Source organism: Williamsia sp. Y844, assembly GCF_056786475.1.
The window spans coordinates 902,436-921,135 of sequence record NZ_JBXCJB010000002.1 but is presented as its reverse complement, the minus strand read 5'-3'; the positions used below and the strand labels follow the sequence as shown (position 1 = coordinate 921,135).

The following is an 18,700-nucleotide window of genomic DNA, read 5'->3' as shown; positions in this document are numbered from 1 at the left end:
GGCTGTCATGCCCTCGCGGCCACATCTTCGCCCCGGCGCCGTCGAACCGAAAGTCGCGGCACCGGTGCCGATTCCACCATCACGAGCGGTTGTCGACTGCGCGGTGTACGTGGAGGGTCACCGCCTGCCCGGCATGCGCACCTTCTCCGGCGCCCTCAAAGAGGTCCAGACGACCGGTCGAGGCTATGTCTGGGTCGGTCTGCACGCCCCTGACAACCGCCAGATGGAAAGTGTCGCAGAGGCTTTTGGGCTTCACGAACTGGTTGTGGAAGATGCGGTCCTGGCACACCAGCGCCCCAAACTGGAGCAGTACGACAACATTCTGTTCCTGGTGCTCAAAACCGTGAAATATCTTGAACACGAAACACTTCAGGTCGCCAACGAAGTCGTCGAAACGGGCGAGATCATGGTGATATCGGGCCCCGACTTCGTCATCACGGTCCGCCACGGCGATCACACCGGATTGGCGGGAGTGCGCAAAGATCTCGAAGCGCGTCCCGAGCTGCTCGTGTTGGGACCCAGCGCGGTGATGCACGCGGTGGCCGACCACGTGATCGACACCTATATCGACGTCACGGCACGCATCGAGGTGGATGTCGACGCCATGGAAGAGACCGTCTTCTCTCCCGGCCGCCGGGTCGAGATCGAACCGGTGTATCTCCTCAAGCGTGAGGTGATGGAACTACGGCGGGCGGTCGATCCACTCGAATTGGCACTACGCCGCCTGACCGGATCCGAGGACAAGCTGGTGCCCAAGGAAGTGCGCCGATACTTCCGCGATGTCCAAGACCACCACAGCAGCGTCAACGAGCAGATCGCGAGCTACGACGAGGTGCTGACGTCGCTCATCGATGCGGCCGGAGCCAAGGTGGGTATCCAACAGAATACCGACATGCGCAAGATCTCGGCCTGGGTTGCAATTGCATCGGTGCCGACGATGGTCGCAGGTATCTACGGCATGAACTTCGAGAACATCCCCGAGCTGCAGTGGAAGTACAGCTACTTCATCGTGCTGGCCTTCCTCGTCGGCGTCTGCACTGCGCTGTGGCGCACGTTCCGCAAAAATCATTGGCTCTGAACACGTCTCACGTTTGAGCCGGGACATCCTGCTTCCTCAGTCGCCGAGCCCGGCGACCTGACGCAGCTGGGCGAGAAACGACGCACCGTTGTCGTCTGCGGGAAAAAGGTAGTGGCAGATCGCGATACGCGCGATCGCGCCTGCGGTCGTGGCGCCACCCTCGCCAGGGAATTCGGGTGCAATCCATTGCTGCACAACAGGTAGCACGCGTTCGATCTCGCCCAACTCATGCTCGGGTTCGATGAGGATGAGGTTCCGGAGCGGATAGGAGTTGTGCGACTCGACCATGTACCGCAACAGCGCCTCGAGTCGTTCGCGGCCGCTCAATCCGTCAACCGCGGCCGCCACCGCCGCGCGCACCCGCTCCTGCTCGTGCTGACCGAGCGCATCGAGTAGCGCTTCCTTCGATGGGAAGTACCGGTACAGCGTGGGCCGCGACACCTTCGCAGCCGTCGCCACCTCGGACATGCTCAACCGGCTCGGACCCATCCGGGCAAGCACCGTCGCCGTCGCCCGGAGGATCCGCGTCCGGCTGGAATCGCTGTCACCACGCCCATCAATCGTCACATACACACTTTACAAGAACTGGAATATCTGTAACATTCTGGCCCATGCCTCCCACATCCACACAGGTTCCTCCGATGAAGTTCGGTTACTACACACCGAACTTCGACTTCTGCGGCGACGCCCGGGTTCTCGCAGGCCTGGCGGCGGACGCCGAAGCGGCCGGATGGGACGGATTCTTCCTCTGGGACCATCTGCAATTCACCGAACCCGTGGTCGACCCGTGGATCGCACTCGCCGCGATGGCATTGCAAACCGAGCGCATCCGATTGGGCACACTGGTCACCCCGGTCCCCCGACGACATCTGGGCAAACTGGCTCGCGAGATCATCACCCTTGACCATCTCTCCGGCGGACGCCTGACCCTGGGGGTCGGTGCCGGTTACCCGTACCTCCCCGACTACGCCGCATTCGGCGACAGCAGCGACCCCAAGGAACGGGCGGAAGCGCTCGACGAAGGTCTCGACGTCCTGGCTCAGCTCCTGAGCGGACAACCGGTGAACCATCACGGCGACCACTACGACATCGAATGCGCCGCATTCACACCCACGGTACAGCAACCGCGGGTACCGATCTGGGTCGCCGCGTCGTGGCCTGCCCGCAGCCCGCTCCGGCGCGCTGCGCGGTGGGACGGGCTGGTCACCGCCGGTACTTACGGACTCGACGTCGCCCCGGAGGATGTCCGCAGCGCGGTCGACTACGTCACCACCCATCGCACTGGCGAGGATCCCTACGACGTCATCAGATTCGGCACCACCGAGAGTCCGTCGGACAACGCCGTTGTCGAGGCATGCCGCACCGCCGGTGCAACCTGGTGGATCGAATCGAGCTTCACCGCGGGCGGTGATCTCGAGGCCACCCGCAAGCGGATTGCACAGGGCCCGCCCCGCCTCTGACCGGTCGGGCTCAGCCGATGGTGGCGCCGGCGCGGACCGGATCGCGGACGTCGATACCCGCCTCGGTCCAGGCGCTGCGCAGGGCGTCGAGACCTTTCAAGCGCACCCAGGCGGCCTCGTTGGCAGTGATCGGGATGGCCCGGAAGAACATCACGTCTTCGAGGTCGCCGGGCAGCGGGCACGGTGCGACGGCGTCGGCCTCCAACACCACGGCCGTGCAGTTCGAACCCTCCCAGAGCGGCTCACCGAGGTCGATCAAACCGTCGGGGGTGAGCACCAGGCCCTCGACCGCCGGTGCCGCCGCCAGCATCGCGACGCTGCGATGAAGTCCCGGCAGCGGCGACGCAGCGTACATCCGGACCACGATCTCGCCACGGGGACCAACGCTGGGATCGACCAGCATCTGATCCGGCTCACCCATCGGATGGCGGCTGCAACCCAGTGAGACATAGGCGACCTCGACAGCCCCGTCCGAAGCGCCCCCGGCAGCATCGAAACCGCCGGTGAATCGCAGTACGTCAATCGATTCCAAACCCAAAAAGGTCACCGATGCCCGCTGGGGCTCCGCACCGGAGAATGCCTGCTGAAGGTGCGCCGACACCCGTTCGATCACCGACGATTCTGAATCACTCATTGCACTGCCTAGTTAAACACCACCATCTTCGGTATCTCGACGGCCCCACGAGGCTAGGGTCGATGAAATGGCTGAGGTCGGCGAAGTGGCTAGGGTCGATGAAATGGCTGAGGTCGGCGAAGTGGCTAGGGTCGGTGAAGTGGTACGTGTGCTCGCGGTCTCGGACGAAGTCGTCGACAGCCTCCAACATGGGGCGGCCGACGAACTCGCGCCTGACCTCATCATCGGTGCCGGCGACCTGCCCTTCGACTATCTCGAAAAGCTGATGATCCGGTTCGAGGCGCCCTGCGTCTTCGTGCCAGGTAACCACGACCGCGACCTGAGCGGGTACAAACGCACACGTAGCGGCTGGACCAGAGCCGGACTACCGACCACAGACCCCGGTCCGCAGGGGGCGGTGAACGCCGACGGCCGGATCGTGACGGTCGCCGGACTGCGCATCGCCGGGCTCGGTGGCAGCATCCGCTACAGCGACGGACCCAACCAGTACCGCGAGGCCACCCAGCGCCGACACGCCAACCGGCTTGCGCTCCAACGGTTCCGCTACCGTTTCACACCCGGGTTCGGTGACATCGACATCCTGCTGACCCACAGCCCGCCCCGCGGTATCGGAGACGCCGAAGACGGACCCCATCGCGGTTTCCGTTGCTACCTGCCGCTGATCTACCGCCTGCGCCCACAACTGTTGGTACACGGACACATCCATCCTCACGGACAGACGCCGATGGACCACACGATCTTGCACAAGAAGCGAAGGCTCGGTGGGTCGCTGCGTTCGAGCACGATCTCGATGAACACCGTCGGATACAGCGTCTTCGACATCGAACCGGGCGGCGGCGAGATCACGGTCCAACGGAGGCGACATGGCTCGTGACACCGGGTTTCCCGGCCCCGACGCCGAAAACGACTTCAGCAGGCAACGTCGAAAAGCCGAATTGGCCCGGCTGTCGGCCTGGCTGACCCGGCAGCCTGCCGACGTCAACACGATTCTGCCGTTCGACGAAGTTGTTGCCGCCTTGGGCAAGACCGGTGAAACCTACCTCGGCCTGGTCGTTGTGGAAGTCTCCACGATTGTCGGAAGCGTCGACCGCACCCGCGATTTCGACCGCTACTTCCGGCCGACATCGGCCCGGGTGCGAGAACGATGGCAACGGCTCGCCGCCGCCCAGCGCCGAGGCGAATCCGTACCACCGGTCCAGCTGTACCGCATCGGCAAGATGCATTTTGTCATCGACGGTCATCATCGCGTGTCGATCGCCATCGCCCGGAAATTCAGCACGATCGACGCCTATGTCACCGAGATCCACACGCGGATATCCCCCGAGGGCATCAATGCCCGCTCGGACCTGATCATGAAGGATCACCGTCGGCTCTTCTTGTCCCGCGTCCCGCTGGAAGGCAAACAGCGCGAGGCGATCTCGTTCGACGACCCCTTCGACTACGCCGAACTGGCAGAGAACATCGAAGCGTGGGGTTTTCGGCTCAGCCAGGAAACGGGAACATTCCTTCACCGTACCGAGGTCGCGCGCCGCTGGTTCGGCGAAGAATTCCTACCGGTGGTCAGGATGGCTCGCCGCGCGGAGGTCCTGCCCGACATCGACAGCGACGCCGAACTGTATCTGTGGCTGGCGTGCGAGCGTTACCGTCTGGTGCGCAGGCACGTCTGGGATGAGGAGATCATCGACGAACTCCTCACCCGCGCGCGTCGTCGCCGCAAGCTCCCCTGATGCCCTGACCGCCGGCCCCTACAAGCTGAGGTTTGCGCCGCTGTGCTGGTCGAACACCAGGACCTTCGAGGTGTCGTAGAACAGTTCTGCCTGCTGCCCCTTGGCGATCGGCGACTCGGGTGAAAGCCGTGCGATCAACTGACCGCTGCCCATCTCCTGACCGGCATCGGCTGCGATCTCGGCCAGCGCGGCAGACGATGCCTGTCCGCCCTCGATGTTGAAGTACGCGTAGTTGTCCGAACCCATCGACTCGAGCACCGTGATCTTCGCGTCGAATGTCGCGCCTCGCGACTTCGCAATCGCATCAACCAGATTCGCGTCCTCGAAATGTTCGGGCCGGATACCGATCAGCACCTCACCGTTGCTCTTGACCTGCTTGGCGTTGTCGATGACCTTGCCCACGTCGATGGGTACGACCTCACCGATGGCGGTTTCGATGCCGGTCTGGGTCAATCGTCCCGGCAGGAAGTTCATCGACGGCGACCCGATGAATCCGGCAACGAACAGATTCGCCGGCGAATTGTAGAGCTCGGCGGGCGTCCCGATCTGCTGAACATTGCCCGCCCGCAGCACCACGACCCGGTCGCCGAGGGTCATGGCCTCGGTCTGGTCGTGGGTCACGTATACCGTCGTGGTGCCCAGGCGCTGCTGGAGTACCGCGATCTCGGTCCGCATCTGCACGCGCAGCTTCGCATCGAGGTTCGACAGTGGCTCGTCCATCAGGAAGGCCTTGGGAGAACGGACGATAGCCCGGCCCATCGCCACGCGCTGTCGTTGACCACCGGACAGATTCGACGGCTTGCGGTCCATGTACTGACCGAGGTCGAGGATGCGCGCAGCTTCGTCGACCTTCTCCGAGACCTCCGCCTTGGACAGTTTCGCCAGGGTCAACGGGAACGCGATGTTCTGGCGCACCGTCATGTGCGGATAGAGCGCATAGGACTGGAACACCATGGCGATGTCGCGGTCCTTGGGCGCCTTCTCATTGACCCGCTCGCCGGCGATCCGCAACTCCCCCGAGGTGATGTCCTCCAGGCCGGCAATCATGTTGAGCGTTGTCGACTTCCCACAGCCGGAAGGGCCGACCAGGATGATGAACTCACCGTCGGCGATGTTGATGTTCACATCGTTGACGGCCACCGAACCATCCGGGTATTTCTTGGTCACCTGGTCCAGCACGATATCGGACATTGGTTATCCCTTCACAGCGCCGGAGGTCAGACCGGCAACGATTCGACGTTGGAACAGAAGGACAAAGATGATGATCGGGATCGTGATGACCACGGCCGCCGCCGCGATCGATCCCGTGGGTTCTTCGAATTGGCTGCTGCCGGTGAAGTTCGCGATCGCCACCGGAGCCGTGATCGATCGCTCTGTCGATGTCAACGAGATGGCCAGTAGCAGGTCGTTCCAGGCGAAGATGAACACCAGGATCGCCGCGGTGACGATACCCGGCGCGGCCAGCGGCGCGATCACCTTACGGAAAGCCTGTGCCGGAGTGGCGCCGTCCATCTTGGCGGCCTTCTCCAGCTCCCAGGGAATCTCCCGGAAGAAGGCCGACAACGTGTAGATCGCCAGCGGCAACGCAAAGGTGATGTACGGCAGGATCAGACCGGCCCAGGTGTCGAACAGACCGAGCCTGCGTTCGATGTTGAACAACGGTGTCACCAATGAGATCTGCGGGAACATCGCGATCAGCAAAGCCGCGCCCACCAACGCCTTCTTGCCCGGAAAGTCCAGGCGCGCAATGGCATAGGCGGCCATCGTGCCCAGGGCCACGGCGATCACCGTGGTGATCAACCCGATTCCGATCGAGTTGCGCAGCGCCGAGGTGAATGCACTGGTCTCGAAGATGCTGGTGTAGTTGTCCCACGTCCATTCGGACGGGATGAAATTACCGTCCTTCACCGACCCCGGTGGCTTGAACGAAAGGCTCATGATCCACAGGACCGGAATCAACGCGTAGACCAACACGAGCAGGTTGACGACCGACCACCCGATACGGCGTCCCATCAAATTATTCATCGGTGCCTACCGCCCCTCGTTGTCAGAGCCGGGCGCCGAGGCCCCGAACAACTTGATGAAGATGAACGCGATGATCGCAACGCAAAGGAAGATCAACACGCTGATCGCGGAGCCGACGCCCAGGTTGAACGCCTTGAACAGGTTGTCGTAGCCCAACATCGAGACCGAATAGGTGTTGTTGCTACCTCTGGTCAGGATGTAGATGTTGTCGAATACGCGGAAGGCATCGAGGGTGCGGAACAGCAGCGCCACCAGGATCGCGGGCTTCATCAGCGGAAGAATGATCCGCCACAGCCGAGTCCAGGCACCGGCACCGTCCATCTGTGCCGCCTTGAGCAGATCGTCCGGGACCAGAGCCAATCCGGCCAGGAGCAGCAGCGCCATGAATGGTGTTGTCTTCCAGACCTCGGCGAGGATGATGATCGCCAATGACGGCCACTGCTCGGTGAGCGGTGCGCTGCCGTCCGGCAGGAGGTTCGCCAGATAACCCGTACCCGGTGTCCAGGCGTAGTACCAGGAGAACGCCGCGACCACGGTCACGATGCCGTACGGGATCAAGACCACCGTGCGGATCGCGCCTTTGGCAAAGAGCGTGCGGTGCATGACAAGTGCGATCGCCATGCCGAGCACCAACTCGATGACGACCGACACGACCGTGATGAACAGCGTGACACTGAGCGCCGTCCACCAATAACTGTCGGTCAGTACGGTGCCGTAGTTGGAAAACCAGATGAACTCGTCATCGCCGGGCGCCGACAGGCTCGCCTTTTGCAGACTGAGCCAAAAGGCATACACGATCGGGTATCCGGTGACGAGGATCATCATGATCACCGCCGGGGTGATCAGCCAGAGGCCCAGCCGCCGCTCGGCCCGCTTGCCCTCACTGAGCGGGGGCTTCTTCTTTTTCTTGCTCGGTGCAGATTCTCTGTCCATCGTTGCGGTCATGGGATCAGTCCCTCCCCTTTGATGGCCTTGTCGACCTGTTCGGCGAGTATGTCGACCATCGGTTCCGGATCCCAGGAGCCGACCGGGCTGAGCTTTGCGGTGATCAGCGTCGAAATCGCCTGGTAGTCAGGCGAGGCCGGACGCAGTGCGGCCGAACCGGTCTCCAACTGAGCCTTGATCGCATCGCCCATCGGGTACGCGGCCTTGAACTCGGGGTCGCTGTAGATGGACTCGATCGTGGGAGGGGTGCCACCGCTGATCGAGTACAGCTTCTGTGACTGCTCGTCGGTCAGACACTGAGCGGCCTTGAACGCCAGTTCTTTTTGCTGCGAGGTGTCCGCAACCGCGATGTTGACGCCACCGAGCGTCACTTTTGACGGCTGATCGGCTTCCACACCCGGGTACCTGGCGAAGTCGAACTTGTTCCGCACCAGGTCGTTGGCCGGAGCCAGATCCTCATCGGCAGGCGGATTGTCGGGATCGGCGAACAGCGGACCGAACTGCTGCTGCACCTCCTTCATGAACGCGACGTCACCGGCGGCGGAGTTCGACCGGATCGACGGGAACACGAACGGCCAGTTGACCTCGAAGGTGGCCAGGCCGCTTTCCATCCCGAGCCGCGCCGACGACTCGTCACTGTTCGTGATCGAGGGATCGGCGCCAGGCGCGGTGGCAACAGCTTTCAGTGTCTGCAGCGCCCGCAGCGTGGCGGCCCGGTGTTCGGGGGTGTCGTTGAGTGTCTGCTTGTTGGGGTTCTCCGGGTCGAGTACCTGCCCACCGGCACTGACGAGGACCGAGTTGAACCACACCATCAGGCCCTCGTATTGCTTGCCCTGCACCATGATGTAGCTCGGTCCGCCTGCTTTGCGGATCTCTTCGTTCTCGACCAGCATCTGGTCCCACGTCGTGGGCGGGGTGGTCCGGTTCAGATATTGCTGGAGAACGTCTTTCCGATACCAGAGCAGCTGGGTGTTGGTCCAGGTGGGAATCGCGTAGAGACGCTCTTTTTCGTCTTCGTCGGTCTTCCACAGCGCGGTCTCGACCGGCCCACCGAGCGTCGTGTCGGCGATGGTGGCGGCCATGTCATCCGGGACCGGTTCGATCCAGCCCGCGTCGGCGAACTCAGCGGTCCACACCACATCCATGCCCATGAGGTCGAGGCCCTTGTCGTTGCCTGCGAGCCTGCGCGCCAACTGCAACCGTTGATCGTCGGCGGCTTTCGGGAGGGCGAATGTCTTGATCTTGTATTCGCCATTCGAATTCTTGGTGCAGGTATTGCCGGCCTCTTCGATGAATGAGGCACCATCGGCGGGCGCGTAAATGTTGATTGTTCCGGCGGTGTAACCGGAACCGCAGGCGCTGATCACCGGGAGCGCCACAGCGATTGCAGCGCACGACAATCCGAATTTCTTGAGTCCGCCGTATTTCTTCGGCCCCGAATCCTGGGACGCCGCTCCGTCAAAACCTGTGGACAATTCCCCGTCCACGGGGCGATCGCCTGTGCGCTTCACGCAGCCTCCTCGATGCGTCGGAGGTGCGCGCGGTCTTCCAAGCACACCTGAATGCCCAGCACTTACGTTATAGGCGTCAAAACGTGACGCGCAGCACTATGGACATAGTTGTACTAAGAAGTCATCGAATAGCGCAAGGCAACGCCGTTCCAGGCGTGTCGCAGCGTCGTCGGCGTAACGCGGTGGGGCCGCAGGCGTGTCGCGACCGGCCGGATCCGGCTAGGGCTGCAGGCGGGTCAACATGTCGCGGGCCCGTTCGGCGCTCTTCGGATCGCACAGCACGTCGTAGCGGCCGGCAACCAACTGCATCGTCGATGCGAAATCCCGTTGTCCCCTGGTGGCCGCGTAGGGGATCGACGTCGACACGACTCCGAAGATGACGCCGCCGACGAGGCCAATTATCAACGGCATCAACGGGTCCTCGACAACGATCCCGACCAGCAGACCGAAGAACAGACCCAGCCAGGCGCCGGACACGATCCCACCGCCGATCACCTTGCCCCAGGTCAGTCGCCCCAGAACCCGTTCGACCTGCATCAGGTCGACACCGACGATGGTGACATCCTGCACCTCGAAGTGCTCGTCGGCCAGGAAGTCGACGGCGCGTTGCGCTTCGGCGTAGGTCGTGTACGAACCGATCGGCCACCCCTTGGGCGGTGTGGGCAGGCCTGGTCGTGGATTTGGTCGCATCGGATTACTCATCGTCACCATGTCCTTGGGTTAGGTGCTCGGTCTTCGTGCTCGGGTCTACGTGCGCTGGCCTACGTGCGCCGGCTTACGTGCTCGGGGGCCGAATGCTGCTTCAGCCCTTCGTGGACGCTTCGGCCGGTGTCCGGGTCATGCCCGCGGCCCGCCCCTTGGCGGCGATCACCTCGGCCATCTTCCGGCTCGCCTCATCTATCATCTCACCTTCGAAGCGGACCGCACCGCGCTCGCCACCTTCGGCCGACGTGGCATGCGCGTACGCATCGAGGAGGTTCTCAGCGGTGTCGTAGTCGGATTGACGCGGGCTGAAGACCTCGTTGGCGATGTCGATCTGGCTCGGATGAACCACCCACTTGCCGTCGTAGCCGAGCGCCGCCGACGCCTCCGCGACCGCCCGGAACCCCTGCGCATCATCGATTTTCAGGTAGGGACCGTCGATGGCCGTCAGACCGTGTGCACGCGCGGCGACCAGGATGGTCATCAACACGTGATGATGCGCGTCGCCATGGACGTAGCCCTGCGGTTGCTCTCCCACCGCCAGGCCACGCATACCCAAACTGGCCATCATGTCGGCGGGACCGAGCACCAGTGAACGCAATCGGTCACTCGCCGAGGCGATTTCGTTGATGGCAGCCAAACCCTGGGCATTCTCGATCTGCGCCTGCACGCCGATCTGCCCGACCGGCAACCCCGAATTGATCTCCAGCTGGCGCAGCAGCATGTCCAATGCGGTCACCTGCGCGGCAGATGTCACCTTGGGGAGCAGTATCGAATCCAGATGTGCACCGGCACCCCGCACCACGGTCACCACGTCGTCGAGGGTCCACGGCGTGGTCCAGTCGTTGACCCGGACGACCCGGGCCTGGCCGGCCCAATCAACGGCCGCGAGCGCAGTGACGACCGCGGCCCGACCGGCCTCCTTCGCTCCGGGGGCCACGGCGTCCTCGAGGTCGAGGAAGATCTCGTCGGCAGGCAGACCGCGCGCTTTCTCCAGCATCCGCGAACTGCTGGCGGGTACGGCGAGAATGGACCGGCGGGCGGCGGCGTGCATGTGACTCCTCGTGACGATGGTGTGGCGTTCGGTCATCTACTGGCGACAAGAGCTTCGCAGGATCACATCCGGTGTTCGAACCCGCTGCTCGATGCGAACAACTCCGATTCTCCCCGTATCTGATTCTGCCCATGTCTGATTCTGCCCGGCGCTGATATCTGCGGTGGACGTGGCCGTACCGAAGGCGCTGCCGAGCAGGGCGAAGGTGCCCAACTACCCTTACAGCCATGGCAGCGGTGAGCAAGGCATTCGTGGCCAGGCTGGCCGGTCTGGCGGTGATCGGACCGGATGGGGAATCCATCGGTCGGGTCCGCGACGTGGTGGTCTCGATCAGGTTTGGCACCGGGCAACCCCGGGTTCTGGGTCTGGCGGTCGAATTGACCACCCGTCGCCGCATTTTTGTACCGATGCCGCGGGTCACCGCCATCGAACCCAACTCCGTGACACTCAACACCGGAACCGTGAGCCTGCGCCGGCTGATCATCCGCCCGGGCGAGGCACTTGTGCTCGGTCAGATCGTCGAATCGCGTGTCCGCGTGGATGATCCGGATCTCGAGCACCTGCACGGCGAAGACCTGACAGTGGTCGACCTGGCGATCGAGCGACGACGCACCCGCGACTGGGTGATCTCTCGGGTGGCGGTCCGTGGCGCCCGGACCCGACTCGGCCGACGCGGTGAGACGCATGTGGTCGAGTGGAACCACGTGCTCGGCCTGACGCAGAGCGCACTGGCGTTGCCCGGGCAAGGCGTCGCCCAGATCCTGTCGCAGTTCGAGGGCATGCGGGCCGCCGATGTTGCCCACGCGCTACGCGAACTGCCCGCAAAACGTCGCCTGGAGATCGCTTCGGCACTGGACGACGAGCGATTGGCCGACGTCGTCCAGGAACTCCCCTCGGACGACCAGACCGAGCTGCTCAGTCATATGAAGGTAGAACGGGCCGCCGATGTCCTCGAGGCCATGGACCCCGATGACGCGGCCGATCTGCTCGGTGAACTCCCCGACATCGAGGCCGAGGCGTTGCTGCAGTTGATGGACCCCCAGGAGTCCGAACCGGTGCGCCGGCTCATGCGGCACTCGCCCGACACCGCAGGCGGCATGATGACCACCGAACCACTCGTGGTCACCGCCTCGACGACAATCGCCGAGGCGCTGGCCCGGGCCCGCGACCCCGACCTCACACCCGCATCGGCATCCCTCACATTCGTGGTGCGACCACCGACCTCCACACCGACCGGCAAATATCTCGGCTGTGTCCACATCCAGGCCCTGTTGCGGGAACCACCGGCAAATCTCGTCGGCGGCATCCTCGACGACCGGCTCCCCTGCCTCGGATCCGACGATTCCCTGGAGAAGGTCACCCGCTATTTCGCCACTTACAACCTCGTCTGCGGACCGGTCCTCGACAACGACGGACACCTCATCGGTGCGGTGACGGTGGACGACCTCCTCGACCATCTGCTGCCCGAGGATTGGCGCGAGACCGAGGCCGACGACGAGGTCGACGACGAAGCCACCACCGAAAGGATGCGGTGATGAGTTCAAACGGTTCCGATTCGCACGTCAAGGACCGTGCAGAACGACAGAGTGCGCGTTCGGCACGACGCCTGGACACCCCCGGGGAGCGACGCCGATGGAAGCTCAATCTCGATTCGGACGTGGTCGGCGTCTACAGCGAACGCGTCGCACGTTTCCTGGGCACCGGGCGCTATCTCGCCATCCAGACGATGCTCGTCATCGTCTGGATCTTCCTGAACCTCGCAGTCGTCACGCTGCAATGGGATCCGTACCCGTTCATCCTGCTCAACCTGGCGTTCTCCACCCAGGCCGCCTATGCCGCACCGCTGATCCTGTTGGCCCAGAACCGCCAGGAGAACCGGGACAAGGTCTCGCTCGAGGAAGACCGGGTGCGCGCCGAGCAGACCAAGGCCGACACCGAGTTCCTGGCACGGGAGCTGGCCGCGGTCCGGCTTGCGGTCGGCGACACCGTCACCCGCGACTATCTGCGCCGCGAGCTCGACGATCTGCTGACCGAACTGTCCGAGCGAATTCTCGGCGATCAGGCCAAGGCCGAGGAGTCCTCGAAACCAGGTGCTTCGCATTCCGATTGACGTCCCGCGCGCAGCGGATCTGCCGCCGGATTGCCAATCGTTACTTATCTGTGACTAATTGATTTCTCCATGCACGCCAGTAACAAAAATGTATCGTGGGTCACATTCGCCCGGACCATTCCGGGTGTCGGGGAGATGAACCAGGAGCTTTTGCGTGCAGTGGGGTCGAGTCCAGATGCTGACCGGTTGTGCGGTCATCGGTGTCGGAGTGCTGGCTGCGGTCACCTCGAGTGCACAGATCGGTCCGGCGCCTGCGCTGACCGCCAACACCGAGGTGGATCACGTCGTCGCCGCAGCCGAGATCCTGCCCGCGGCAGCTCGCCCCGACCTCGCCTTCACGCCGCCGCCGCCGCCGCGCGAGGTCCTCCCTGTGCCCGCCGCGATCGAACCCCAGCGCGTGCCCGCGACATTGCTCCCGACCGGACCGCTCGGAATCCCGGGAATCGTCCTGCACGCCTACAAACTCGCCGAACAACGCGTCGGCGCCGAGACCCCGCAGTGCAAACTGCCGTGGTTCCTGCTCGCGGCCATCGGCCGGATCGAATCCGGACATGCCGGGGGTGGCAACGTCGACAGTTCCGGCACCACGCTCACCACGATCGCCGGACCGGTGCTCAACGGCACGGTGGCAGGCAATGCCGTGATCACCGACACCGACGGCGGTCGCGTGGACGGCGACATCAAACACGACCGGGCGATGGGTCCGATGCAGTTCATCCCATCGACGTGGGCCGCCTGGGGCTCCGATGCCAACGGCGACGGCATCGTGAATCCGAACAACATCTTCGACGCCACCTACTCCGCAGGCCGGTACCTGTGTTCCGGGGTCACCGACATCATGTCGGAGAAGGTCCGGGTCAGCGCGGTTCTGCGGTACAACAATTCGATGGAATACGTGGCAAACGTGCTCTCCTGGGCCACCGGATACGCCACCAACGCCGCGCCAACCGAAACCGGCCCACTTCCGGATCCGCGACCGTCGAGTTCGAGTTCGAGTTCGAGCTCGAGTTCGTCCTCCTCGTCCTCTTCCAGCAGCACCAGTCCCTCGCCCGGCCCGAGCGAGAGTTCCTCGTCGAGCTCGTCGCCGTCACCAACACCCGGTCCCTGCGTGATCATCTGCCTCCCACCGGAAGTGCAGTCACTACTGCCAACGCTGCCACCTCCGTGACCCGATCCGGCCCGCCGGCTGACCCGATCCGGCCCGCCGGGGCGCCTCGACCCCAGCCGAATCCGGTCAGATTCGGTGCGCGCGTAAACTGATCGCCTGATGACACAAGCAACATTGCCGACCGAGTCAGCCATTCGCGCAGCTCTGGCCAAAGTGAACGATCCCGAGATCGGTAAACCCATCACCGACCTCGGCATGGTGAAGTCGATTTCGATCGCCGACGACGCAACCGTGGCCATCGAGATCTACCTGACCACGTCCGCCTGTCCGCTCCGCACCGAGATCACGCAGCGGGTGAGCACCGCCGCCGCCGACGTCCCCGGTGTGGGAACGGTGTCCGTCGAACTCGACGTGATGAACGACGAACAACGCACCGAACTGCGTAAGAACCTCCGCGGCGACCGTGCCGAACCGGTCATCCCGTTTGCCCAACCCGGCTCGCTGACGCGCGTCTATGCGGTCGCTTCCGGCAAGGGTGGTGTCGGCAAGTCCAGCATCACCGTCAACCTTGCTGCGGCGCTGGCCGAACGCGGATTGAAGGTCGGTGTGCTCGACGCCGACATCTACGGCCACTCGGTGCCCCGCATGCTGGGTAACGACGCCAAGCCGACGCAGGTCGAGAAGATGATCATGCCGCCGATTTCGCACGGCGTGAAGTTCATCTCGATTGCACAGTTCACCAGCGGGAACACCCCGGTTGTCTGGCGCGGGCCGATGCTGCACCGGGCATTGCAGCAGTTCCTCGCCGACGTGTTCTGGGGTGACCTGGACATCCTCCTGCTCGACCTCCCGCCGGGCACCGGCGACGTGGCGATCTCGGTGGCACAGTTGATCCCGGGCGCCGAGATCCTGGTGGTCACCACACCGCAGCAAGCGGCTGCCGAAGTCGCCGAACGCGCCGGAGCCATCGCGCTTCAGACCCGCCAGAAGATCTTGGGTGTCGTGGAGAACATGTCGTGGATGGAGCTACCCGACGGAACCCGGATGGAGCCGTTCGGTTCCGGTGGTGGCGCCAAGGTCGCCGAGCGACTCACCATCGCGGTCGGCGCCGAAGTGCCTCTGCTGGGTCAGATTCCGCTCGACCCCGCCCTGCGCGAAGGCGGCGACGAAGGTATGCCGCTGGTGCTCTCGGCTCCCGATTCCGCGGCCGGTGCCGCGCTACGTCAGGTGGCCGACAAACTGGCGGTCCGCAAACGCGGCCTGGCCGGCATGAACCTCGGTATCGACACAGCCCGCAGCGCAGCCAAACCGCTGCTCTGATCAGGGCTCCGGGTACCGGGTCATCGGTCATCGGCGGAGCATCAACTCGATTCCGTCGATGATCCGCGCCAGGCCGAAGTCGAACGACCGGGCCGCATCACCGATCGATTCGTAGGCTTCGCCTGCGGACTGCCCCACCCGTCTCGAAATCGGATAGTCGGTCCCCGCCATCAGTTGCTCGAGGACGGGCGCGTTGATCTCCCACCACTGAAGATCAGTGATACCCGATTCGGTGCGCGCACCGGCCGCGTCGATGGACGCGCGGGCCGAACTCTCGGCGAATCCGGTCAGCACCGCGATCGTGTTGTCCATCTCCAGGTCGTCGAGACCGACGCCCTCGATCGCCCGGAGCTGCCACTCGAAGCGCGCTGACCCGTTGGGGCCGATCCACGGCCTGGCCTTCTGCGCGTGCAAAAGCCATGGGTGCCGGTGGTATTCGTCCCATGATTGCCGGGCTACCGCGATCATCCGATCCCGTAGGTCACCGGTGTGCTCCGGGTAGTCGACCTCCCCCGCAACCTCGTCGACCATCAATCCCACGAGTTCGTTCTTGCCGGGTACGTAGGTGTAGATCGACATCGCACCGAGTCCGAGCCGCTGGGCCACCTTCCGCATCGACAATGCAGCGAGCCCCTCCTCGTCGGCCAGCGCGATCGCCGCCACGATCACCTCGTCGACACTGACCCGCTGTCTCGGCCCGCGGGAACCCTGCGGCCGCCCGGCCTGGTGGCGCCAGAGCAACCCCAAAGTCCGGTCCACCTGCGGTGGGCTCTGCGCATCATCCATCTGTCCACATTATCGCGTGCGGTGTACGGTGAAGCCCCTCTCCGAGGCGTCCACCGGCACATGCAAGGTCACGGACGGTCAAAGCGCTCATCGCAAGCTGCGGAGCTGACGTCGAGGTTTTTAGGTGGCGTCCCAGCGATCCACACCGGTGGCGTCGACGGCCGGAGCGGGCGCCGCGGTGACGGCTTTGGACAGCGACGGCGGCGCAGGCTTGTCGACCGCACCGGGCGAGAGGACCTTGGAGTTCTCATCGGTGGACGGCAGAGGCTGGGATACCGGCTTGATCTTGGTCTGTGCGTCGAAATTGCCCGTGAAGAACGAGTCGTCGCCGTCGAGCAGATGTTTGGTGATGACCTTCCGTGGACTCATCCCCCGCAGCTCGTTGAGCTCGGCCAGCGGCTTGCGCAGATCTTCGAAATCGGCGCCGAGGTCTTCTTTGAGCTGGCTGGTGGCACCGGTGGCGTAGTCGCGGGCCTCTCGCACCGACTTCAGAGTCCACTTCAGCGCATCAGGCAATCGCTCGGGACCGAGGATCACCAGACCCGCGATCATCAAGATCAGGATTTCGCCCCACCCAACGCTGCTGAACACCGTTCCAGATTACTGGTAACTGAGCTGCTGTCGAATCGACCGGGCGATCTGGCAGGAACCTCCCCGGGGATCTGACAGCAACCTCCCAGACAACCACTCACCGGACGGCGCAGTAAGGGACTCAGTCAGGGGCCGGGGTGACGGTTCCTTCGAAGGTCCGGCCGTCGCGCCAGTATTCGAACTTCACCGGCTTACCGATGTCGGCTGTGCGGACGGCCACCGTCAGTTCGTCGGCGTCGTCGGTCATCCGGCCGTTGAACTTGGTGATCACATCGCCTTCGCGGATACCAGCCTGCGCCGCGGGCGAGCCCTCGACGACATTGCGGATCTGGGCACCGAGCACCTGGTCGTTGCGAACCGAACTCGCGTTCACACCGATCTGCGCGTGGACCACCCGTCCGTCGTTGATCAGCGCCTGCGCGACCGGCAGGAACTCGTTGACCGGGATTGCGAACCCGAGGCCGATCGAACCGCCGTTCGGCGCCAGGCCCGCGGTGTTGATGCCTATGACACGACCCTGATCGTCGACCAGCGGACCACCCGAGTTACCGGGGTTGATTGCCGCGTCGGTCTGGATGGCGTCGATCACCGCGTCGGTGTCGGATGTCTCGTCCGGGCGCAGTGGCACAGCACGATCGATCGCACTGACGATTCCGCTGGTGACCGTGCGATCCAGGCCCAGGGGCGCTCCGAACGCCACCACCTCTTCGCCGATCTGGAGTTTGTCCGAGTCGCCGAGCTTCGCGACGGTGAGGTTGTCGACGTTGTCGACCTTGAGGACCGCAAGGTCGGTGCGGATGTCGCGGCCGACGATGCGGGCAGGCACGCGGGTGCCGTCGGAGAAGACCACTTCGAGTTTTGCACTGTTGTCGTTGGCCGCCATCGAGATCACGTGGTTGTTCGTGACGATGTAACCCTCGTCGTCGATGACAACACCGGATCCGGTACCGCCACCGTTGGGCAGGCGGACGTCGACCATGACCACCGACTTCTCGACGGCCTCGGCCACACGGGCGACCTGGCTGCGCGGTTCGGCCTCGTTGTCGTCGTCGCTGCCGGACAGGCTCACGGTGTTCGAGTGCAGTGGCGAGGTGACCTCTGCGGTCAGCCTGCCGATCAGCCCACCGACCACACCGACCAGCACTGCGATGACCGCCAGCACGGCCAGGGCCTGCCAGCTGACCTTTCGGTCGAAGAGCACTTCGCGGACACCGAGCTTGGGCCCGGGTGTCGTCGGCACCGGTGGCACCTCGGTCTCGATGGCAGGCGCGCTCAGGCTGGCGGCGGCATCGGGATCGCGCCACGGATCCTCGGGTGCGGGTACCGGCTCGACATCACCGGACTCTTCATCCGGATCTCGCTGCAGGCTGTCTGAACCTTCGGGACGGGAAAACGCCTCACGCAACACCGGATCGGGATTCGACACGACCGGTTGTGGCGCTCGCGAGGGAGCGGACTCTGAAGGCGCAAATGCGCCGTCGACACCGGCAGGACGCCCGAAGACGGCGGCTGTCTGTTGCGGCACGGGTGGACGTTCATTCGGCCGCGGCCCCAGACGAGGGGCCTCGCCGAGTTCGCGTGGTTCGGAAGGAGGTGTGGCGCCGAGGCCGTACTTGTCAGTATCGGTCACCGGCCCGCCCGGTTATCCG

General features: G+C 64.1%; 19 protein-coding genes. 8 read left to right on the top strand and 11 right to left on the bottom strand.

From position 1 onward, the window contains the following. Positions 1–7 precede the first annotated feature (7 nt). Positions 8–1,078 (top strand): magnesium and cobalt transport protein CorA, encoded by a 1,071-nt coding sequence (locus AC1TQG_RS16550; protein WP_482138631.1) that lies wholly within the window; start codon positions 8–10, stop codon positions 1,076–1,078. A gap of 36 nt (positions 1,079–1,114) precedes the next feature. Here AC1TQG_RS16550 and AC1TQG_RS16545 read toward each other — a convergent pair whose 3' ends face one another. Then, the gene (locus AC1TQG_RS16545) at positions 1,115–1,645 is read right to left on the bottom strand and encodes a TetR/AcrR family transcriptional regulator (RefSeq protein WP_482138629.1); all 531 of its coding nucleotides are present in this window, start codon (positions 1,643–1,645) and stop codon (positions 1,115–1,117) included. Positions 1,646–1,689: 44 nt separating this feature from the next. Between AC1TQG_RS16545 and AC1TQG_RS16540 the strand changes: the two genes are divergently transcribed. Beyond that, positions 1,690–2,538, top strand: coding sequence for an LLM class flavin-dependent oxidoreductase (locus AC1TQG_RS16540; RefSeq protein ID WP_482138627.1), 849 nt, complete (start codon positions 1,690–1,692; stop codon positions 2,536–2,538). A 10-nt stretch (positions 2,539–2,548) separates the two neighbouring features. Here the strand turns inward: AC1TQG_RS16540 and AC1TQG_RS16535 are convergent, their stop codons facing one another. Then, on the bottom strand, positions 2,549–3,172 hold the full coding sequence (locus AC1TQG_RS16535; protein ID WP_482138625.1) for a suppressor of fused domain protein: 624 nt from the start codon (positions 3,170–3,172) through the stop codon (positions 2,549–2,551). A gap of 139 nt (positions 3,173–3,311) precedes the next feature. On the opposite strand from AC1TQG_RS16535, the gene AC1TQG_RS16530 reads away from it, so the two are divergent. Together AC1TQG_RS16530 and AC1TQG_RS16525 are read left to right on the top strand one after the other, a co-directional pair. After that, positions 3,312–4,046 carry a metallophosphoesterase family protein gene (locus tag AC1TQG_RS16530; protein ID WP_482138798.1) on the top strand — a complete coding sequence of 245 codons (735 nt, stop codon included), beginning with the start codon at positions 3,312–3,314 and terminating at the stop codon, positions 4,044–4,046. Next, the gene (locus tag AC1TQG_RS16525) at positions 4,036–4,899 is read left to right on the top strand and encodes a chromosome partitioning protein ParB (protein WP_482138623.1); all 864 of its coding nucleotides are present in this window, start codon (positions 4,036–4,038) and stop codon (positions 4,897–4,899) included. The genes AC1TQG_RS16530 and AC1TQG_RS16525 overlap by 11 nt, the downstream gene beginning before the upstream one ends. A gap of 18 nt (positions 4,900–4,917) precedes the next feature. Here the strand turns inward: AC1TQG_RS16525 and AC1TQG_RS16520 are convergent, their stop codons facing one another. The 6 genes from AC1TQG_RS16520 to AC1TQG_RS16495 all read right to left on the bottom strand — a co-directional run bounded on the left by AC1TQG_RS16520 (position 4,918) and on the right by AC1TQG_RS16495 (position 11,136). Next, positions 4,918–6,090, bottom strand: a complete 1,173-nt coding sequence (locus AC1TQG_RS16520) for an ABC transporter ATP-binding protein (protein WP_482138622.1) — start codon at positions 6,088–6,090, stop codon at positions 4,918–4,920. Positions 6,091–6,093: 3 nt separating this feature from the next. Further along, positions 6,094–6,924, bottom strand: a complete 831-nt coding sequence (locus AC1TQG_RS16515) for a carbohydrate ABC transporter permease (RefSeq protein ID WP_482138620.1) — start codon at positions 6,922–6,924, stop codon at positions 6,094–6,096. Between the two features lie 6 nt (positions 6,925–6,930). Continuing rightward, complete coding sequence (locus AC1TQG_RS16510; RefSeq protein WP_482138618.1) at positions 6,931–7,869, bottom strand: carbohydrate ABC transporter permease; 939 nt, start codon at positions 7,867–7,869, stop codon at positions 6,931–6,933. Beyond that, positions 7,866–9,380 (bottom strand): extracellular solute-binding protein, encoded by a 1,515-nt coding sequence (locus AC1TQG_RS16505; RefSeq protein WP_482138617.1) that lies wholly within the window; start codon positions 9,378–9,380, stop codon positions 7,866–7,868. Before AC1TQG_RS16505 ends, AC1TQG_RS16510 begins: the two co-directional genes overlap by 4 nt. Before the next feature lie 219 nt (positions 9,381–9,599). After that, complete coding sequence (locus AC1TQG_RS16500; protein WP_482138615.1) at positions 9,600–10,082, bottom strand: YflT domain-containing protein; 483 nt, start codon at positions 10,080–10,082, stop codon at positions 9,600–9,602. 100 nt (positions 10,083–10,182) lie between these two features. Then, entirely contained in the window at positions 10,183–11,136 is a 954-nt protein-coding gene (locus AC1TQG_RS16495) for an HpcH/HpaI aldolase/citrate lyase family protein (protein ID WP_482138796.1), read from the bottom strand. A gap of 227 nt (positions 11,137–11,363) precedes the next feature. Between AC1TQG_RS16495 and AC1TQG_RS16490 the strand changes: the two genes are divergently transcribed. The 4 genes from AC1TQG_RS16490 to AC1TQG_RS16475 all read left to right on the top strand — a co-directional run bounded on the left by AC1TQG_RS16490 (position 11,364) and on the right by AC1TQG_RS16475 (position 15,674). After that, entirely contained in the window at positions 11,364–12,671 is a 1,308-nt protein-coding gene (locus AC1TQG_RS16490; RefSeq protein ID WP_482138614.1) for a magnesium transporter MgtE N-terminal domain-containing protein, read from the top strand. Then, positions 12,671–13,246: a DUF1003 domain-containing protein gene (locus AC1TQG_RS16485; RefSeq protein WP_482138612.1), complete on the top strand. Its 576-nt coding sequence runs from the start codon at positions 12,671–12,673 to the stop codon at positions 13,244–13,246. The genes AC1TQG_RS16490 and AC1TQG_RS16485 overlap by 1 nt, the downstream gene beginning before the upstream one ends. A 154-nt stretch (positions 13,247–13,400) precedes the next feature. Continuing rightward, positions 13,401–14,414 (top strand): lytic transglycosylase domain-containing protein, encoded by a 1,014-nt coding sequence (locus AC1TQG_RS16480; RefSeq protein ID WP_482138611.1) that lies wholly within the window; start codon positions 13,401–13,403, stop codon positions 14,412–14,414. Positions 14,415–14,513: 99 nt separating this feature from the next. Further along, positions 14,514–15,674: an Mrp/NBP35 family ATP-binding protein gene (locus AC1TQG_RS16475; protein WP_482138609.1), complete on the top strand. Its 1,161-nt coding sequence runs from the start codon at positions 14,514–14,516 to the stop codon at positions 15,672–15,674. A 27-nt stretch (positions 15,675–15,701) separates the two neighbouring features. Here the strand turns inward: AC1TQG_RS16475 and AC1TQG_RS16470 are convergent, their stop codons facing one another. The 3 genes from AC1TQG_RS16470 to AC1TQG_RS16460 form a co-directional block, all read right to left on the bottom strand. Then, a complete protein-coding gene (locus AC1TQG_RS16470) occupies positions 15,702–16,460 on the bottom strand; it encodes a TetR/AcrR family transcriptional regulator (protein WP_482138607.1) in 759 nt (252 codons plus the stop codon). A gap of 120 nt (positions 16,461–16,580) precedes the next feature. Next, positions 16,581–17,051 (bottom strand): Sec-independent protein translocase protein TatB, encoded by a 471-nt coding sequence (gene tatB, locus AC1TQG_RS16465; protein ID WP_482138605.1) that lies wholly within the window; start codon positions 17,049–17,051, stop codon positions 16,581–16,583. Between the two features lie 121 nt (positions 17,052–17,172). Further along, on the bottom strand, positions 17,173–18,681 hold the full coding sequence (locus AC1TQG_RS16460) for a S1C family serine protease (RefSeq protein WP_482138604.1): 1,509 nt from the start codon (positions 18,679–18,681) through the stop codon (positions 17,173–17,175). Positions 18,682–18,700: the final 19 nt, after the last annotated feature.